Origin of the sequence: Kitasatospora sp. NPDC050463 (assembly GCF_040655255.1) — a bacterium.
GTDB lineage: Bacteria > Actinomycetota > Actinomycetes > Streptomycetales > Streptomycetaceae > Kitasatospora.
Genome location: NZ_JBFAJO010000012.1, coordinates 50,135 through 65,785, shown reverse-complemented (window position 1 = coordinate 65,785; position 15,651 = coordinate 50,135). Strand labels below are relative to the sequence as shown.

The following is a 15,651-nucleotide window of genomic DNA, read 5'->3' as shown; positions in this document are numbered from 1 at the left end:
TGCCGATGTCGGTCAGCTGCAGCCGCTGGTGGAGCCGCAGCCCTCGCAGAGGTAGCAGCTGCCGGCGCGGCGCATCTTGGTGCCGCAGGAGAAGCAGAGCGGCGCGTCGGCGTTGAGGCCGAGCTGGATCTCCAGCAGCTCCGTCGAGTTGTGGGCCTGGGCCGGGGTGGCCCGGGGAGCCTCGACGGCCGGCGCGGGCTTGGCCACCGGGGTGACCGGAGCCGCCGGGGCCACCGGCGCGGACTGGGCCAGGGTCTCGGTGTCCAGCTCCTCGGCCTCCAGCGGCTCGTAGGAACCCGTCTCCAGGTGGCGCTGGCGCTCCTCGACGGAGTGGATGCCGAGCGCGGAACGGGTCTCGAACGGCAGGAAGTCCAGCGCCAGGCGGCGGAAGATGTAGTCGACGATCGACTGCGCCATCCGCACGTCCGGGTCGTCGGTCAGACCCGCCGGCTCGAAGCGCATGTTGGTGAACTTCGAGACGTAGGTCTCCAGCGGCACGCCGTACTGCAGGCCGACCGAGACGGCGATCGAGAAGGCGTCCATCATGCCCGCGAGGGTCGAACCCTGCTTGGACATCTTCAGGAAGACCTCACCGAGGCCGTCGTCCGGGTAGGAGTTGGCGGTCATGTAGCCCTCGGCGCCACCGACCGTGAAGGAGGTGGTGATGCCCGGGCGGCCCTTGGGCAGACGCTTGCGGACCGGGCGGTACTCGACGACCTTCTCGACCGCGGCGACGGGAGCCGCCTCGGCCTTGGCCTTCTCGTCCTTCTTCTTGGCCGAGAGCGGCTGGCCGACCTTCGAGTTCTCGCGGTAGATGGCGAGCGCCTTGACGCCCATCTTCCACGCCTCGAAGTAGATCTCCTCGACGTCCTCGACGGTCGCGGAGGCCGGCATGTTGACCGTCTTGGAGATGGCGCCGGAGATCCACGGCTGGATCGCCGCCATCATCCGGACGTGCCCCATCGGGGAGATGGAACGCTCACCCATCGCGCAGTCGAAGACCTCGTAGTGCTCGGTCTTCAGGCCGGGCGCGTCCACCACGTTGCCGTGCTCGGCGATGTGGGCGACGATCGCCTCGATCCGCTCGTCCTGGTAGCCGAGCCGCTTGAGGGCCCGCGGCACGGTGCCGTTGACGATCTGCATGGAGCCGCCGCCGACGAGCTTCTTGAACTTGACCAGCGCCAGGTCGGGCTCGACGCCGGTGGTGTCGCAGTCCATCATCAGGCCGATGGTGCCGGTCGGGGCGAGCACCGACGCCTGGGCGTTGCGGAAGCCGTTCTGCTCGCCGAGGCGCAGCACGTCCTGCCACGTCTCGGTGGCGGCGGCCCAGACCGGGGCGTCCAGCTCGTCGACCGCGACGGCGGCGACCGAGGCGTCCGCGTGCTGCTTCATGACCTTGCGGTGCGGGGCGGCGTTGCGGGCGTAGCCGTCGTACGGGCCGACCACGCCGGCGAGTTCGGCGCCGCGGCGGTAGGCGGTGCCGGTCATCAGCGAGGTGATGGCGCCGGCCAGGGCGCGGCCGCCCTCGCTGTCGTACGCGTGGCCGGTGGCCATCAGCAGGGCGCCGAGGTTGGCGTAGCCGATGCCCAGCTGGCGGAAGGCGCGGGTGGTCTCGCCGATCTTCTCGGTCGGGAAGTCGGCGAAGCAGATGGAGATGTCCATCGCGGTGATGACCAGCTCGACGACCTTGGCGAAGCGCTCGGCGTCGAAGGAGTCGTCGTCGCGCAGGAACTTCATCAGGTTGAGCGAGGCGAGGTTGCAGCTGGAGTTGTCCAAGTGCATGTACTCGGAGCAGGGGTTGGACGCGTTGATGCGGCCCGACTCCGGGCAGGTGTGCCAGCGGTTGATGGTGGTGTCGTACTGGATGCCGGGGTCGGCGCAGGCCCAGGCGGCCTCGGCCATCTTGCGGAAGAGCTTCTTCGCGTCGACGGTCTCGATGACCTCGCCGGTCATCCGGGCGCGCAGGCCGAATTCGGTGCCGTTCTCGACGGCGGTCATGAATTCGTCGTTGACGCGGACCGAGTTGTTGGCGTTCTGGTACTGGACGGAGGCGATGTCGTCGCCGCCGAGGTCCATGTCGAAGCCCGCGTCGCGCAGGGCGCGGATCTTCTCCTCCTCCTTCACCTTGGTCTCGATGAAGGCCTCGACGTCCGGGTGGTCGACGTCCAGCACGACCATCTTGGCCGCCCGGCGGGTGGCGCCGCCGGACTTGATGGTGCCGGCGGAGGCGTCGGCACCGCGCATGAACGAGACCGGGCCGGAGGCGTTGCCACCGGAGGAGAGCAGCTCCTTGGAGGAGCGGATCCGGGAGAGGTTGAGGCCGGCGCCGGAGCCGCCCTTGAAGATCATGCCCTCTTCCTTGTACCAGTCGAGGATCGACTCCATGGAGTCGTCGACGGCCAGGATGAAGCAGGCGCTGACCTGCTGGGGCTGCTTGGTGCCGACGTTGAACCAGACCGGCGAGTTGAAGCTGAACACCTGGTGGAGGAGGGCGTAGGTCAGCTCGTGCTCGAAGGTCTCGGCGTCACCGGGGGTGGTGAAGTAGCCGTTCTTCTCACCGGCGGCGCGGTAGGTGAGCACCACGCGGTCGATGATCTGCTTGAGGCTCCACTCGCGCTGCGGGGTGCCGACGGCGCCGCGGAAGTACTTGGACGTCACGATGTTGACGGCGTTGACCGACCAGAAGTCGGGGAACTCCACACCGTGCTGCTCGAAGTTGATCGAGCCGTCGCGCCAGTTGGTCATGACGACGTCGCGCCGCTCCCAGCGGACCTCGTCGTACGGGTGGACGCCAGGGGTGGTGTGGATGCGCTCGATCCGCAGACCGCCCTTGGGGGCCTTGCCGGCGCCCTTGGTCGCGGTCTTGTCGGACTTCGACCCGCGTGCGGAACCGCTCGTGGTGTCTGTCACTTCTCGCTCCTCCTCCTGGGCAAACGCCCAAAGTGCCCCGAAAAGTCCGGGCACCGCTGGTTCGTCTTCCGGTGTGCGGACAGGCGACGACCTGCCTGTTTCCACACGGTTTGTGGTGTTCTGTGCACCGTTTCCGGGCACACGTCGGCCCCGGAGGGCCGGTGCGACCGGTGCGGTTGGTGGCCCCGGAGGGCCGGTGTGGCGGGCGGTCCCGCAGGACCGCCGGTGCCGCGGCCTCCTAGGGCGCGGCGGCGGGGACGGGCACGCAGGCGCCGTCCGCCTCGGGGACGGGCCGCTCGGCGCGGAGTTCCGCGATGGCGGCCTCGAAGTCTTCCAGTCCGTCGTACGCCTGGTAGACGCTGGCGAAGCGCAGGAAGGCGACGACGTCGAGCTGCTTGAGCGGTCCGAGTATGGCCAGGCCCACGTCGTGGGTGGTGAGCTCGGACTTGCCGGTGGCCCGCACGCACTCCTCGACCTTCTGGCCGAGCTGGGCGAGGGCGTCCTCGGTGACCGGGCGGCCCTGACAGGCCTTGCGGACTCCGGAGATGACCTTCTCCCGGGAGAACGGCTCGGTGACGCCGCTGCGCTTGATGACCATCAGTGCGGCCGTTTCCACCGTGGTGAAGCGGCGGCCGCAGTCCGGGCACTGCCGGCGGCGGCGGATCGAGCTGCCGTCTTCGGTGGTCCGGCTGTCGACGACGCGGCTGTCGGAGTGCCGGCAGAAGGGGCAGTGCACCTGAAGATCCCTCCCGGGCAGGACGTGCGGACAGGTCGAGTCTATGCGATGAGCACCCGGCACCGCCAAGCCGATCACCCGACCGTGACCACTAGTACTGGGCACGGAGAGGACTGTAGCCACTACATGTAGGCCTTCCGGGGGAAGCGGCACCCCTGGCGTGTCGGCGCCGATTACACTGCCGGAGTCGACTTCGAGTCGAACATTTAATCGATGTACAACAAAGCCTTGATCGAGTCAGCCAACTCCCGAATAATTCACTCGAACGTGTGTTTGGCGCAACCTTTCGATAGGAGGTGCCGTTGGGCTGGAAAAGGGGAGAGGACAGCCGTCGAGAGGGGCCTCCGTGAACACGATCGAAAGCAACACCATCCCGGTGCAGGAACACTCCCAGCTCAAGGTGGGGCAGCGCACCACGAATCAGCAGAGTGTGGACAGCATGGACCGCAGCGAAGAACACCGCCTCTCCGGCCAGGCCATTTCCAACACGAGCCGCGTCCCCGACCAACCGATCGAGCACGCATCCGTGTTGGAGGACACCCACCCGGTCCCCACCCGCTCGATGCCCGGCCGCCCCCCGGGCATCCGGACCGACGAGGCCGGGCTGACCGAGCGCCAGCGGCGGGTGATCGAGGTCATCCGGGACTCGGTCCAGCGCCGCGGCTACCCGCCGTCGATGCGGGAGATCGGCCAGGCCGTCGGCCTGTCCAGCACCTCCTCGGTCGCCCACCAGCTGATGGCCCTGGAGCGCAAGGGCTTCCTGCGCCGGGATCCGCACCGCCCGCGCGCCTACGAGGTCCGCGGGGTCGAGGTGGCCCGCCCCAACACCGCCGAGACGGCCGGGCGGCCGTCCACCTCGTACGTGCCGCTGGTCGGGCGGATCGCCGCCGGCGGGCCGATCCTGGCCGAGCAGACGGTCGAGGACGTCTTCCCGCTGCCGCGCCAGCTGGTCGGCGAGGGCGAGCTGTTCGCACTCACGGTGCGCGGGGACTCGATGATCGAGGCCGCCATCTGCGACGGCGACTGGGTGACCGTCCGCCGCCAGCCGGTCGCCGAGAACGGCGACATCGTGGCCGCGATGATCGACGGCGAGGCCACCGTGAAGCGTCTCAAGCGCGAGGACGGCCGGATCTGGCTGATGCCGCACAACCCGGCGTACGAGCCGATCAACGGCGACAACGCGACCATCCTGGGCAAGGTCGTCGCCGTCCTGCGCCGTCTCTGAGCGCCCGGTACGGCGCACACCGGGAAGGGGCTCCACCGCACGGTGCGGGGAGCCCCTCCGGCGCGCCCGGGCGCCGCAGGGCGGCGGGCCGGCTCAGCCCCGCTTGACCACCGGCCGGACCGGCGCCGCCGAGGCGTCGATCGCCGCCAGCGAGCGGCGCACCTGGTTGCGGTCGGTGGTGTACCAGAACTCCGGCATCGAGGAGCGGAAGAAGCTCCCGTACCGCTTGGTCTCCACCCGCGGGTCCAGCACCGCCACCACACCGCGGTCGTCGGCCGCGCGCACCAGCCGGCCCGCGCCCTGCGCCATCAGCAGCGCCGCATGGGTGGCCGCGACGGCCATGAAGCCGTTCCCGCCGCGCTGTTCGACGTCCCGCTGCCGGGCGCTCATCAGCGGATCGTCGGGACGCGGGAACGGGACCCGGTCCATCACCACCAGCTGGCAGGCCGAGCCGGGCACGTCCACGCCCTGCCAGAGCGAGAGGGTGCCGAACAGGCAGGTGGCCGCGTCCGAGGCGAACTCGCGGATCAACTCGCCCAGGGTGTCCTCCCCCTGGAGCAGGATCCGGTTGTCCAGCCTCTCGCGCATCGCCTCGGCGGCGGCCTGCGCGCCGCGCATCGAGGAGAACAGGCCGAGCGTCCGCCCGCCGGCCGCGCCGATCAGCTCGGCCAGCTCGTCCAGCATGTCGGGGCGCTCCGGGTCCCGCCCCGGCTCGGCCAGGTGCCGGGCGACGTAGAGAATGCCCTGCTTGGGGTACTTGAACGGCGAGCCGACGTCGATGCCGCGCCAGTGCGGCACCGGGTCCTCGCCGAAGGCGGCCTCGGGGGTGTCGCCCGCGGCGCGCTCGTCCGGCAACCGGGCCTCCGGCGGCAGGCCCACCGAGGCGGCGACACCGGTGAAGTCCCCGCCGAGCTTCAGCGTGGCCGAGGTGAGCACCACCGAGCGCTCCTTGTAGAGGCCCTCCCGCAGCAGCCCGGAGACGCTCAGCGGGGCGACCCGCAGCGAGGCGGTGCCCAGCCCGTACCGGTCGCTGCGCTCGATCCAGACCACGTCGTACTCGGAGTCCGCCAGCAGCCGCTCGGCAGTCTCGTGCAGCGCCTCGACGGAGGCCATCGCCTGCTTGCGCACGGCGTCCTCGTCGGTGAGCGCCTTGTCCCGCGTCTCGCCGAGCGAGGTGATCACCTGCCGGCTGGCGTCCCGGATCGCGGTGACCGCGTACGCCAGGTACTCGGGCAGCTCCTCGACCCGGCCCGGCTGAGCCGTCTCCATCAGGCCGTGGTAGTTCTCCGCGGCCCCCTGGAGGGCGTCCACCGCCTTCTCGTTGGCCAGCCTGGCGGCGCGCTTCACCGCCCGGTTGACCGCGCCGACGGTCAGCTCCGCGGTGGCCGCGCCGGTGACCCGGTTGACCAGCTCGTGCGCCTCGTCCACGATCAGCAGCTCGTGCTCGGGCAGCACCGGGGCGCCCTCGATGGCGTCGATCGCCAGCATCGCGTGGTTGGTCACCACGACGTCCGCCAGCTTGGCCCGCTCGCGCGCCTTCTCGGCGAAGCACTCCTGCCCGTACGCGCAGCGGGTGGCGCCCAGACACTCCTTGGAGGTGACCGCGAGCTGGGCCCAGGCCTTGTCCGAGACGCCGGGGCTGAGGTCGTCCCGGTCGCCGGTCTCCGTCTCGTCCGCCCATTCGCGCAGCCGCAGAACGTCCTGGCCGAGCTTGCCGGTGGGCCCGCCCAGGGCGTCCACCGGGTCGAACAGGCCCTCGCCCTCCTCGCTCGGAGTGCCCTCGTTCGCCCGGTGCAGGCAGAGGTAGTTGGAGCGGCCCTTGAGCATCGCGAACAGCGGGCGGCGGCGCAGCACCGGGTGCAGCGCCTCCACCGTCCGCGGCAAGTCCCGCTCGACCAGCTGGCGTTGGAGCGCCAGGGTGGCCGTGGCGACCACCACGCGGTCCCCGTGGGCGAGGGCCGGCACCAGGTAGGCGAGGGACTTGCCGGTGCCGGTGCCGGCCTGCACCAGCAGGTGCTCGCCGTGGTCGACGGCGTCGGCGACGGCCTCGGCCATCCGGACCTGGCCGGGGCGCTCGACGCCGCCGACGGCGGCCACGGCAGCGTGCAGCAGCTCGGGGAGCTGGGCCCGCGGGACGGCCTCGACCGCACCGTCGGCGGCCGACTCGTCGGCGTCGTCGTCGGCGGGGAGCTGGGATTCGGAGTCGTTCGTCATGACCCACCCAGCCTACGGGGCGGGGGTGACAATCCGGTCCCGCCGGCCGTGCGGCGCCGCGGCCCCGGCGGCGGCCAGCACGTTGGCAACGGTGCCGTGCCGGGCCGCGTGCGGGCGGTGCGGGCGGTCCCCGTAGCCGTCGAGCAGCAGCCGGTTCCGGTTGAGGCAGAGCCGGTCGATCCGCGGACGGAACAGGTCGAAGAGCTCGAACCGCTCGCGCAGCTCGGGGAAGCGCTCCTGGTAGCGGAGGATCTCGGCCCGCAACAGCGCCCAGAACTCGGCCTCCGGCAGCCCGGTCTGCGCCTCCAGCAGCGGAGCGAGGTAGCGGTAGACGCCGATGAACAGGCCGGAGTGGAGGAACTGGCAGAGGCCCTGCGGGTCCTCCCGCAGCAGCACCTGCGCCACCTCGGCGGGCAGGTCGCGCAGCTCGGGCAGCTCCTGGTCGCTGAGGTTGACGTCGTCGACGAAGTCCTTGACCGCGAGCCGGGCCGGGGCCTCCCGCTCGTCGAAGACCACGATGGCGTTCTCGCCGTGCGGGGAGAAGACCAGGCCGTACCGGTAGAGGAAGTGCAGCAGCGGCGGCAGCATCGCGGCGAACAGCCTGGCCGTCCACTCGGCGGGGGTGAGGCCGGAGCGGACGATCAGCTCGGCGGCCAGCGCACGGCCGTCGGATCCGGTCTGCAGCACCGCCGCCAGGGTGCGGGCGCGCTCGCCGCCGTCCAGACAGGGGCCGAGCGGTTCGCGCCAGATCGCGCCCAGCAGCTCCTTGTACTGGTAGGGCGCCTCCGGCAGCTCGCGGTAGAGCGGGTGGTCGACGGTGACGGAGGCGATCTCGCCGAGCAGGACGATCCGGCACTCGTCCCGCAGGAACGGATCGGCCTGCCGGAGCCCGTGGATCCAGGCGGTCACGGCGGGCGCGGCCAGCGTGCGCTCGGTCGGCAGACCGCGCCAGACCAGGGTGTTGAGGATGGCGAGCGGCAGCTTGACGGTGCAGCGGTCGGGCCGGCTCCGGTTGAAGAAGGAGCGGATGGACTGCTGCGGCAACCGCAGGTCGCCGTCGGTGGGCAGCGGGACGATCTCACCGCTCGCGATCCACGGGGCGAACAGCGGGACGACGGTCTCGTCCCACTGCCAGGGGTGCACCGGCAGCAGCAGGTAGTCATCGGCGTCCGGGCCGAGGGCCGCGCGCAGGGCGCCGGGATCGTCGAGCTCGCGCGCGTACAACTGCTCGGGATCGGCGAGGCCGGGGACGCCGCGGTACTGCGCCAGCCGGCGGTGGACGGCGATCCAGGGCAGCGGCTGCGGGGTGCGCGCCTCCGGGGCCCAGCGGGCGGCGTCGGTGGCGGAGAAGCCGAGCCGGCCCTTGTTGGGGACGATCCAGGGGTGGCCGCTCTGCCGGCCCTCCAGCTCGGGGTGGTCGAGGTCGGCGAGTTCGGCGGCGGTGAGCGCGGTGGCGAGCTGGTGGGCGTCGGAGATCAGCGTGGCGGTGAGCTCGCGGATCAGGTGGCCGGTGGTGTCGCCGCGCAGACCGAGGGTGTGCCGGGCGTACGGGAGGAAGCGCAGCGGGTCCAGGCCGTCCGCCCGTGAGCAGCACACCGAGTCCGGGACGACCTGCCAGCTGCCGTACGCGCCGCGGCCGGCGGTGAAGCGGTACTCGGCCTCGGGCAGCCGGAGCAGGTAGCTGCCGGGGCCGTCGGGGACGGGGGTGATCAGCTCCTCGTAGGCGAACTCGCCGAGCATCTTGGCCAGCAGCGCGCGGCCGGCCCGCTGCCAGTGCCCGGCGGTGAGCTGCGGGGGCAGGTACAGCGGGGGTTCAGCGGCCGGCGGTTGCGGCACGGGTCCACTCCTGGGGTCGCGGAACGGCGGGGACGTCCGCGGTGGCGGCGACGTCGCCCATGGCGGGGGCGGTGAGGGCGGTGGAGGCTGCGGCAGGATCGACGGGGGTGGCGGCCGCGCCGGGTGGTGCGAAGCCGGTCCACGCGGTGCGTTCGGGCAGCCGGTGGACGGTCCGGCCGGCGACGGCGTTGAGGATCACGGCGGCCCGGTGGGCGCCGAGCCCCAGATCGGGGGTGCCGACGCCATGAGTGTGCAGCTCGGCGTTCTGTACGTACAGCCCGCCGGCGAGGTCCGGGAGCGTCGCGACCCGGTGGTCGAGGTCGACCCGGTAGCGACCGGCCTCGTCCCAGTCGATCAGGTGGGCGAGCGGATCCAGTGCGGCCGGACGGGCGGCGCGGTAGCCGGTGGCGAGCACCACGGCGTCGGTGCGCAGCACGTGCTCGGCGCCGGAGTCGGTGTGCCGGCAGCGGAGTTCGAGGCCGCCGCACGGGCCCGGCCGGGCGTCGGTGACGGCGGTGCCGGGGGTGATCTCGACGGGGGCGTCGTCGATCGGCCGGCCGATGGTCCGCTCGTACAGGTGGTCGTGGATCTCGGCGAGCGTCTCGGCGCTGGCGGCCTTGTGCAGTTGCCACTGGGCCTCGACCAGGGTGTCCCGGACCGCCCCGGGCAGACCGTGGAAGTAGCGGGTGTAGTCGGGCGTGAAGTGCTCCAGTCCGAGCTTGGAGTACTCCATCGGCGCGAGCGCCCTGGTCCGGGTGAGCCAGCGCAGCCGGACGCCCTCCCCCGCACGCCGCAGCAGGTCGAGGAAGACCTCCGCGCCGGACTGCCCGCTGCCGACCACGGTGATGTCGCGGGCCTCGTCCAGGGCGCCCCGGCGGTCCAGGTAGTCGGCGGAGTGGAAGGCCCGGGGGTGGCCGTCGAGGGCGGTGAAGGCCCCGGGCAGGACCGGCCGGGTGCCGACACCGAGCGCGAGGTTGCGGGCGTGCACCTCGCTGCGCCGGCCGGTGGCGGTGTCGCGCAGCTCGGCCCGGTAGAGCGCGCCGTCCCGGTGCAGCGCGGTCACCTCGGTGCCGAAGCGGCAGTTGCCGAGCCGCTCGGCGGCCCAGCGGCAGTAGTGGTCGTACTCGCGGCGGGGCAGCTGGAAGCGCTCGGCGAAGTAGAACGGGAAGAGCCGGTCCTGCTCGCGCAGGTAGTTGAGGAAGGACCAGCGGTTGGTCGGGTCGACCAGGGAGACCAGGTCGGCCAGGAACGGCACCTGCATCCGGGCCCCGTCGACCAGCATCCCGGGGTGCCAGCGGAACTCCGGGCGCTGGTCGCAGAAGAGCGTGCGCAGGCCCGGTACGGGCTCGGCGAGTGCGGCGAGCGAGAGGTTGAACGGGCCGATGCCGACGCCGAGCAGGTCGTACGGCGCGGGTCGGGCTGCTGGGGTGTCCATGGGGTCGGAGGTGTCCTCGGCGGGGTCGGTCGCGGGCGGGCGGGGTCGGTCACGGACGGGGTGAGGGCGGGCGGGGTCGGTCAGGCGGTCGTGGGCCGTGGTCGGGTGACGGGGCCCGGGCCGACGGACCGCCGGTCGGGGCGCCGGTCGCGGTCGCGGTCGCGGACCATCAGCGCCGCGCGCTTGTCGGGCAGGTCGAGTTCGGCGGCCCGGGAGAACCCGGCCCGCTCGAAGGCGCGGACCGAGCGCACGTTCCGGACGTCGGGTTCGGCGACCACCCGCCCGCAGCGCGGCCGCACCCGCAGGATGCGGTCGGCCAGCGCGGCGAGCAGGGCGGCGCCCAGACCGCGCCCCCGGCTGTCGGCGGGGCCGAGCAGCAGGTGGAGGCCGGTGTCATGGGGCCGGGCGGGGTAGTGCGCGGCGAGCGGGTCGAGGTCGGCGCGGTAGATCTCCCAGTAGCTCATCGGGGTGCCGTCCAGCAGCCCCAGACAGGGCAGGCTGCGGCCGTCGCCGTCGAGTTGGGCGCGCACGTGCCGTTCGGTGGTGGCCGCCGGCCCGGCGAGTTCCCAGAAGGCGGCGGTCTCGGGGTCGTTCATCCACCCGGCGAGCCGCTCCAGGTCGGCGGGCAGCCGGACGGGGCGGAGCCGGAACTCACCGGCTCCGGTGGGCATCGCGCCCCACCCGGCCACACCGTCGGGACCGCTCGCGCGCGACGTCACGCGCCGGCCACCGGGTTGGGGATGTCGACGTAGACGGACTGCGTGGCCACCGGCCCGACCAGTTCGTCCAGGCCGTTGATCCGGGTGAGCAGGTTGGCCTTGCAGGGCAGCGTGGCGGCGTCCAGCAGGAGTGCGGGCAGCGCGGAGCCGGTGGCCGCGACGCGCGGTCCGGACAGGAAACCGCGCAGGGCGGCCAGCAGCACCGACTCGTCGGCCAGCCGCTGCGAGCCGAAGGCGCCGATCAGGCCGAGGACGTGATTGATGCCGAGGTAGTAGGCGAAGTGATGGTCGATCACCTCGTCGGCGAGGAAGGTGTCGCTGCGCGAACCGAGCCCGGGCAGCCGGGCGGTGAGCCGGTCGGCGGCGCTCTCCCGGTAGTAGAAACCCTGGTTGTCGCGGTAGCGCCCGCCCTGCGGCCAGCCGTCGGCGTCGAGCAGGACGAGACTGTTCTGCTGGTGGGCCTCCAGCGCGATGCTGGCCTGGCCGTCCAGCCAGAGGACGGGCAGGACGACGGCGTCCAGGTAGCGCAGGAACCATTCGGCAGCCACGGTGGGCAGCGGGCGGCCGCAGCGCGCGGCGAGCGCACGCAGGGTGTCACCGAGCCGCGACGGCACGGTGTCGCCGGTGCCGAGCGGCTGTTCGGCGACCAGACCGGCCACGCAGAGCGCGCGGTCGCCGGGGGCGAAGGGCTGGGCGCGCAGCACGGTGTCCAGACCGCCCGGGTCGCCGAGCGCGGGGTGGTCGACACCGATCCAGGCCGGGTCGCGGACGATGTCGAAGCCGGGGTGGGCGGCCCGCCACTCGGCGGCCAGGCCGCTCTCCAGCAGGCGGTGCATCTCCAGACCGCGGTGGAGTTCCTTGCGGAGGTTCTCCCGGCGGGAGTTGGTGATCCGCAGGCCGAGCGAGAGCTTCAGCATCCAGGGAGTGCCGGGCTGATAGACGGTGCGCACCGAGGAGGTCGGGTACCAGGATTCGCCGGCCGGGCCGAGGTCGCGCAGCCGCCCGTCGGCGAGCAGTTCGGCCACGGCCGGGCGCAGCGCGAGCTCGCGGGCCTGCCACGGGTGCAGCGGCAGGGCGGCCGTGCCGGCCGGCAGCAGGGAGCGGTCGCCGAGGAGTTGGGCGGTGATCCGGTCGGCGCTCTCGGTCAGCGCCGAGCCGGCCGCGAGAAGGTCCCGGTCGACGGCGTACCAGTGGAGCCGGAAGGAGCCGTGGAGTTCCGGGGAGTACGCGGCGCTCTGCGCGGGCCCGAGGCCGTCGCGGCTCTTGGGGGTGGGGTGCAGCGGGTGGCCGAGCAGCAGGGACTGTTCGGCGGCGAGGAAGTGCGAGCCCTCCGGCCCGCCGGGGGCGGCGGCGGTGCGGCGGTGGGCGAGGATGTCGGCGGTGCGGACCACCGAGTCGGCGACCCGGGCGGCGAGGTCGGCGACCTGCCCGGGGTCGGGGCGGACGGCGGCCGCGGCGGCGAGCAGGGCGGCGGCGGTGACGGGGTCCACCGGGGCGGCGGCACCGTCCTCGCCGACCGCGAGGGCGGCCGGGCCGAAGCGGTGCCAGCCGGCCGGCGACCAGTAGCGGACCGGGGCCAGCAGCCGGGCGGCGCCGCCCAGAACGGCGATCCGCAGCAGCCCGTCCGCCCCGGGAACGGCCCCGGTCTCCCGGGCCCAGCAGCGCAACAGGGCCTCCAGGGTGGCCTGTTCGGCGGCGACGGCCGGGTCCGGGTGGAGCAGCGGGTCGGGCAGCGGGTCGGGCTGCACCGGGCGGACCGCGGCAGTACGGACCGGGGCGGGCTGGACCGCGGCCGGTACGGGCTGAGCCGGGGCGGGGTGGCGCATCGGGGCTTCGGGCGGGGCTCCGGTGAGGGCGGTGCTCAAGGTTGCTCCTTGGGGCGCGTGGGGTGCGGACGCGCGCGGGTGGTGGAGAGGGTGTGGCGGGCGCTCGCACCGTCGCGTCAGGTAAGGGTTACCTATCCCTGACGGGTGATCACAAGGGCCGCTCACTCGTCCGGGTGAAGAGCGGTGATAGTTCAACACTCAAGAGGGAGCACCTGTCGTGCCAACGAGACAGCCGGGCGTTCGTCACAGATCGGTGACCTCCGGCCGGCGTCGCAACCCGGGGGTCGACCGGGGCCGTCCTGATGGCCAGTGGGAGACTCCAAGGCGGCCGGCGCCGCCGCACAGGACCATCAGGGGGAAGCGAACACCATGCCATCGATCCACCGGTCAGCCATGGCCGCGGCCCTCGCCGCCGGCACACTGCTCGCCGTGACCGCCTGCGGGCCGGACGGCCCCTCCGGCGGGGGCACCGCCGCACCGCCGCCGGCCTCGGCGAGCAGCACTGCCGGCACCAGTACCGGCGGCGGCGTGATCGGCGGCCTCACCCTGCCCTCGGGCATCCCGACCAGCCTGCTGGAGGGCCTGCCGAAGAACTGGGACGACCTGAAGAAGTGGAAGTTCGAGGACTGGGACAAGTGGGCCTCCCAGCACGTCTTCAACAACCCCGTGGTGAAGGACTTCTGGAACCCGGACAAGATGGGCGACTCCAAGCCCGCCGACCCGGCCCCGCCCACCGCGAAGCCGACAGGCGACGCCGGGGTCACCGACCCGGAGCCGGCACCGGTCAAGGCCACGCCGGTGGCCCGCCCGTACACCAAGCAGCCGTCCGGCAAGGTGTTCTTCAGCGCCGACGGCGGCCGCGGCAACTGCTCGGCCACCGTGATCGCCGACCCGGCGCACCCCGGCAGGAGCAACCTGGTCTGGACGGCCGGGCACTGCGTCCACCCGGGCAAGGGCGGCGCGTTCTACAAGGACCTCGTCTTCGTCCCCGCGTACAACAACTCCGGTGCCTCCAGTGGCGGCAAGAAGGCCCCGCTCGCCGAACTGGCACCGCTGGGCACCTGGTGGGCCAAGGACGTGGTGACCTCGCCGCAGTGGACGGTCGAGGGCGGCGGCACCGGTGACGCCGCCAGTCAGTACGACTTCGCCGTCATGCGGGTGCAGAACCAGAACGACACCGGCAAGTCGCTGGAGGAGGCGATGGGCGGCGCCGTGCCGGTCTGGTTCGACGCCCCGCGCGACCAGATCTCCGCCTCGGCCTGGGGCTACCCGCTCTACAAGCCCTTCGACGGGCAGGAGTTGTACAAGTGCGACGGCGGCAGGCCCACCCGGCTCTCCTTCGACCCCCAGCGCCCGGCGATGCTCACCATCGGCTGCACCATGACCCAGGGCTCCAGCGGCGGCGGCTGGTTCGCCCCGATGCCGGACGGCAGGCTCGCGCTGGTCAGCAACACCTCCATCGGCACCCAGGACCACACCTCACTGAGCGGCCCTTACCTGGAGACGGTCGCCAAGCAGGCCCTGGACTACATCTCCAGGAAGCAGAAGTAACCGACACCGCGACGAAGACCACACGGGGACCGATCACCATGCCGAAGACCAGGGGCCGCGTCGCGCCGGCCGCCGTAATCGCCGTACTCGCGCTCGCCGCGGCCGCCTGCGGACCGGACGTCGCGGACAGCACCGACGCCGCGACCACCCCGGCCGTGACCGCCACGACCGCCGCCGCCTCCGCCTCCGCCTCCGCCGCGGCCTCCGGCAAGCCGGGCGCCGGGCTGCCCGGCAGCCTGCAGGACCTCGCCGGCTGGAAGCTCGACGACTGGGCGAGGTTCATCAGCGAGAACGCCTTCACCAATGAGGTCGTCCAGGGCTTCTGGTCGATCGCCAAGATGGAGAACGCCAAGGGCCGGGCCACCCCGGAGTACTCGCACAAGACGGCGGGCAGCACGGTCCAGCGGGACGACCCGCCGGCGGCCATCGCGGCCAAGCCGCAACAGCACCCGTACAGCCCCGCGACGGCGGTGGTCGGCAAGATCTTCATGTCCACGCCGGAGGGCGACTCGATGTGCTCGGGCACCGTGGTCTCCGACCCGGCCAACCCGGGCCGGAGCAACCTCGTCTACACCGCCGCGCACTGCCTGCACGACGGCAAGGGCGGCTCCTGGCTGAAGAACATCGTGTTCGTCCCCGGCTACAACCGCGACGGCCAGGCCAGCCGGGGCAAGCAGTACACCGAACAGCAGGTGTCCCCGTACGGGCGGTGGACCGCGGTGCGCGCCCTGGTCTCGCCGACCTGGGTGCAGGAGACCGGTGTCGGCCCCAACTCCCAGTTCGACTACGGAATCATCCGGGTCCGCAACGAGAACGGCTCCGGGAAGTCGCTGGAAGAGACGGTCGGCGGCGCCATCCCGATCTGGTTCAACGCCCCGCGCGAGCAGATCACCTCGGCCTTCTCCTACGGGTACCCGGCCGAGCGGCCGTTCGACGGCATGGAGCTCAACCACTGTGACTCCACCATCCGGCCGGTCAAGCTCTCCTTCGACCCGGCCCGCCCGCCGATGTACGTGATCGGCTGCACCATGACCGGTGGGTCCAGCGGCGGCGGCTGGTTCATCACCAAGGACGGCAAGCCGAACCTGATCAGCGTCAACTCGATCGGCAACCGCAACCCGTCCGAGTACATGGCCGGCCCCTCGCTCCAGGACCAGGCGAAGCAGGCATTCGACTACTTCTCCAAGAACGCCAAGTAG

10 protein-coding genes are annotated in these 15,651 nt (G+C 72.4%); 3 read left to right on the top strand and 7 right to left on the bottom strand.

All coding sequences use genetic code 11. The features are described from left to right. Positions 1-12 precede the first annotated feature (12 nt). Positions 13-2,910 (bottom strand): vitamin B12-dependent ribonucleotide reductase, encoded by a 2,898-nt coding sequence (locus tag AB0J08_RS10330; protein ID WP_360630041.1) that lies wholly within the window; start codon positions 2,908-2,910, stop codon positions 13-15. A 238-nt stretch (positions 2,911-3,148) separates the two neighbouring features. After that, on the bottom strand, positions 3,149-3,646 hold the full coding sequence (nrdR, locus tag AB0J08_RS10325) for a transcriptional regulator NrdR (RefSeq protein ID WP_360630038.1): 498 nt from the start codon (positions 3,644-3,646) through the stop codon (positions 3,149-3,151). Positions 3,647-4,208: 562 nt separating this feature from the next. On the opposite strand from nrdR, the gene lexA reads away from it, so the two are divergent. Continuing rightward, entirely contained in the window at positions 4,209-4,871 is a 663-nt protein-coding gene (gene lexA, locus AB0J08_RS10320) for a transcriptional repressor LexA (protein ID WP_224281048.1), read from the top strand. Positions 4,872-4,964: 93 nt separating this feature from the next. Here the strand turns inward: lexA and AB0J08_RS10315 are convergent, their stop codons facing one another. The 5 genes from AB0J08_RS10315 to AB0J08_RS10295 form a co-directional block, all read right to left on the bottom strand. Then, on the bottom strand, positions 4,965-7,085 hold the full coding sequence (locus tag AB0J08_RS10315) for an ATP-dependent DNA helicase (RefSeq protein WP_360630035.1): 2,121 nt from the start codon (positions 7,083-7,085) through the stop codon (positions 4,965-4,967). Between the two features lie 12 nt (positions 7,086-7,097). Beyond that, entirely contained in the window at positions 7,098-8,921 is a 1,824-nt protein-coding gene (locus AB0J08_RS10310; protein ID WP_360630032.1) for an IucA/IucC family siderophore biosynthesis protein, read from the bottom strand. Beyond that, positions 8,899-10,356 carry a SidA/IucD/PvdA family monooxygenase gene (locus AB0J08_RS10305; RefSeq protein WP_360630029.1) on the bottom strand — a complete coding sequence of 486 codons (1,458 nt, stop codon included), beginning with the start codon at positions 10,354-10,356 and terminating at the stop codon, positions 8,899-8,901. Before AB0J08_RS10305 ends, AB0J08_RS10310 begins: the two co-directional genes overlap by 23 nt. A gap of 80 nt (positions 10,357-10,436) precedes the next feature. Next, complete coding sequence (locus AB0J08_RS10300; protein WP_360630026.1) at positions 10,437-11,075, bottom strand: GNAT family N-acetyltransferase; 639 nt, start codon at positions 11,073-11,075, stop codon at positions 10,437-10,439. Then, entirely contained in the window at positions 11,072-12,901 is a 1,830-nt protein-coding gene (locus AB0J08_RS10295) for an IucA/IucC family protein (RefSeq protein WP_360630215.1), read from the bottom strand. The genes AB0J08_RS10300 and AB0J08_RS10295 overlap by 4 nt, the downstream gene beginning before the upstream one ends. A 369-nt stretch (positions 12,902-13,270) precedes the next feature. Between AB0J08_RS10295 and AB0J08_RS10290 the strand changes: the two genes are divergently transcribed. After that, positions 13,271-14,452: a hypothetical protein gene (locus AB0J08_RS10290; protein ID WP_360630023.1), complete on the top strand. Its 1,182-nt coding sequence runs from the start codon at positions 13,271-13,273 to the stop codon at positions 14,450-14,452. Between the two features lie 38 nt (positions 14,453-14,490). Beyond that, complete coding sequence (locus AB0J08_RS10285; protein WP_360630020.1) at positions 14,491-15,651, top strand: hypothetical protein; 1,161 nt, start codon at positions 14,491-14,493, stop codon at positions 15,649-15,651.

Bases quoted from the DNA above. Each gene is read 5' to 3' on its own strand.
- AB0J08_RS10305 (WP_360630029.1), bottom strand. From the start codon at position 10,356: ATGGACACCCCAGCAGCCCGACCCGCGCCGTACGACCTGCTCGGCGTC.
- AB0J08_RS10315 (WP_360630035.1), bottom strand. From the start codon at position 7,085: ATGACGAACGACTCCGAATCCCAGCTCCCCGCCGACGACGACGCCGAC.
- AB0J08_RS10290 (WP_360630023.1), top strand. From the start codon at position 13,271: ATGCCATCGATCCACCGGTCAGCCATGGCCGCGGCCCTCGCCGCCGGC.
- AB0J08_RS10285 (WP_360630020.1), top strand. From the start codon at position 14,491: ATGCCGAAGACCAGGGGCCGCGTCGCGCCGGCCGCCGTAATCGCCGTA.
- AB0J08_RS10295 (WP_360630215.1), bottom strand. From the start codon at position 12,901: ATGCGCCACCCCGCCCCGGCTCAGCCCGTACCGGCCGCGGTCCAGCCC.
- lexA (WP_224281048.1), top strand. From the start codon at position 4,209: ATGCCCGGCCGCCCCCCGGGCATCCGGACCGACGAGGCCGGGCTGACC.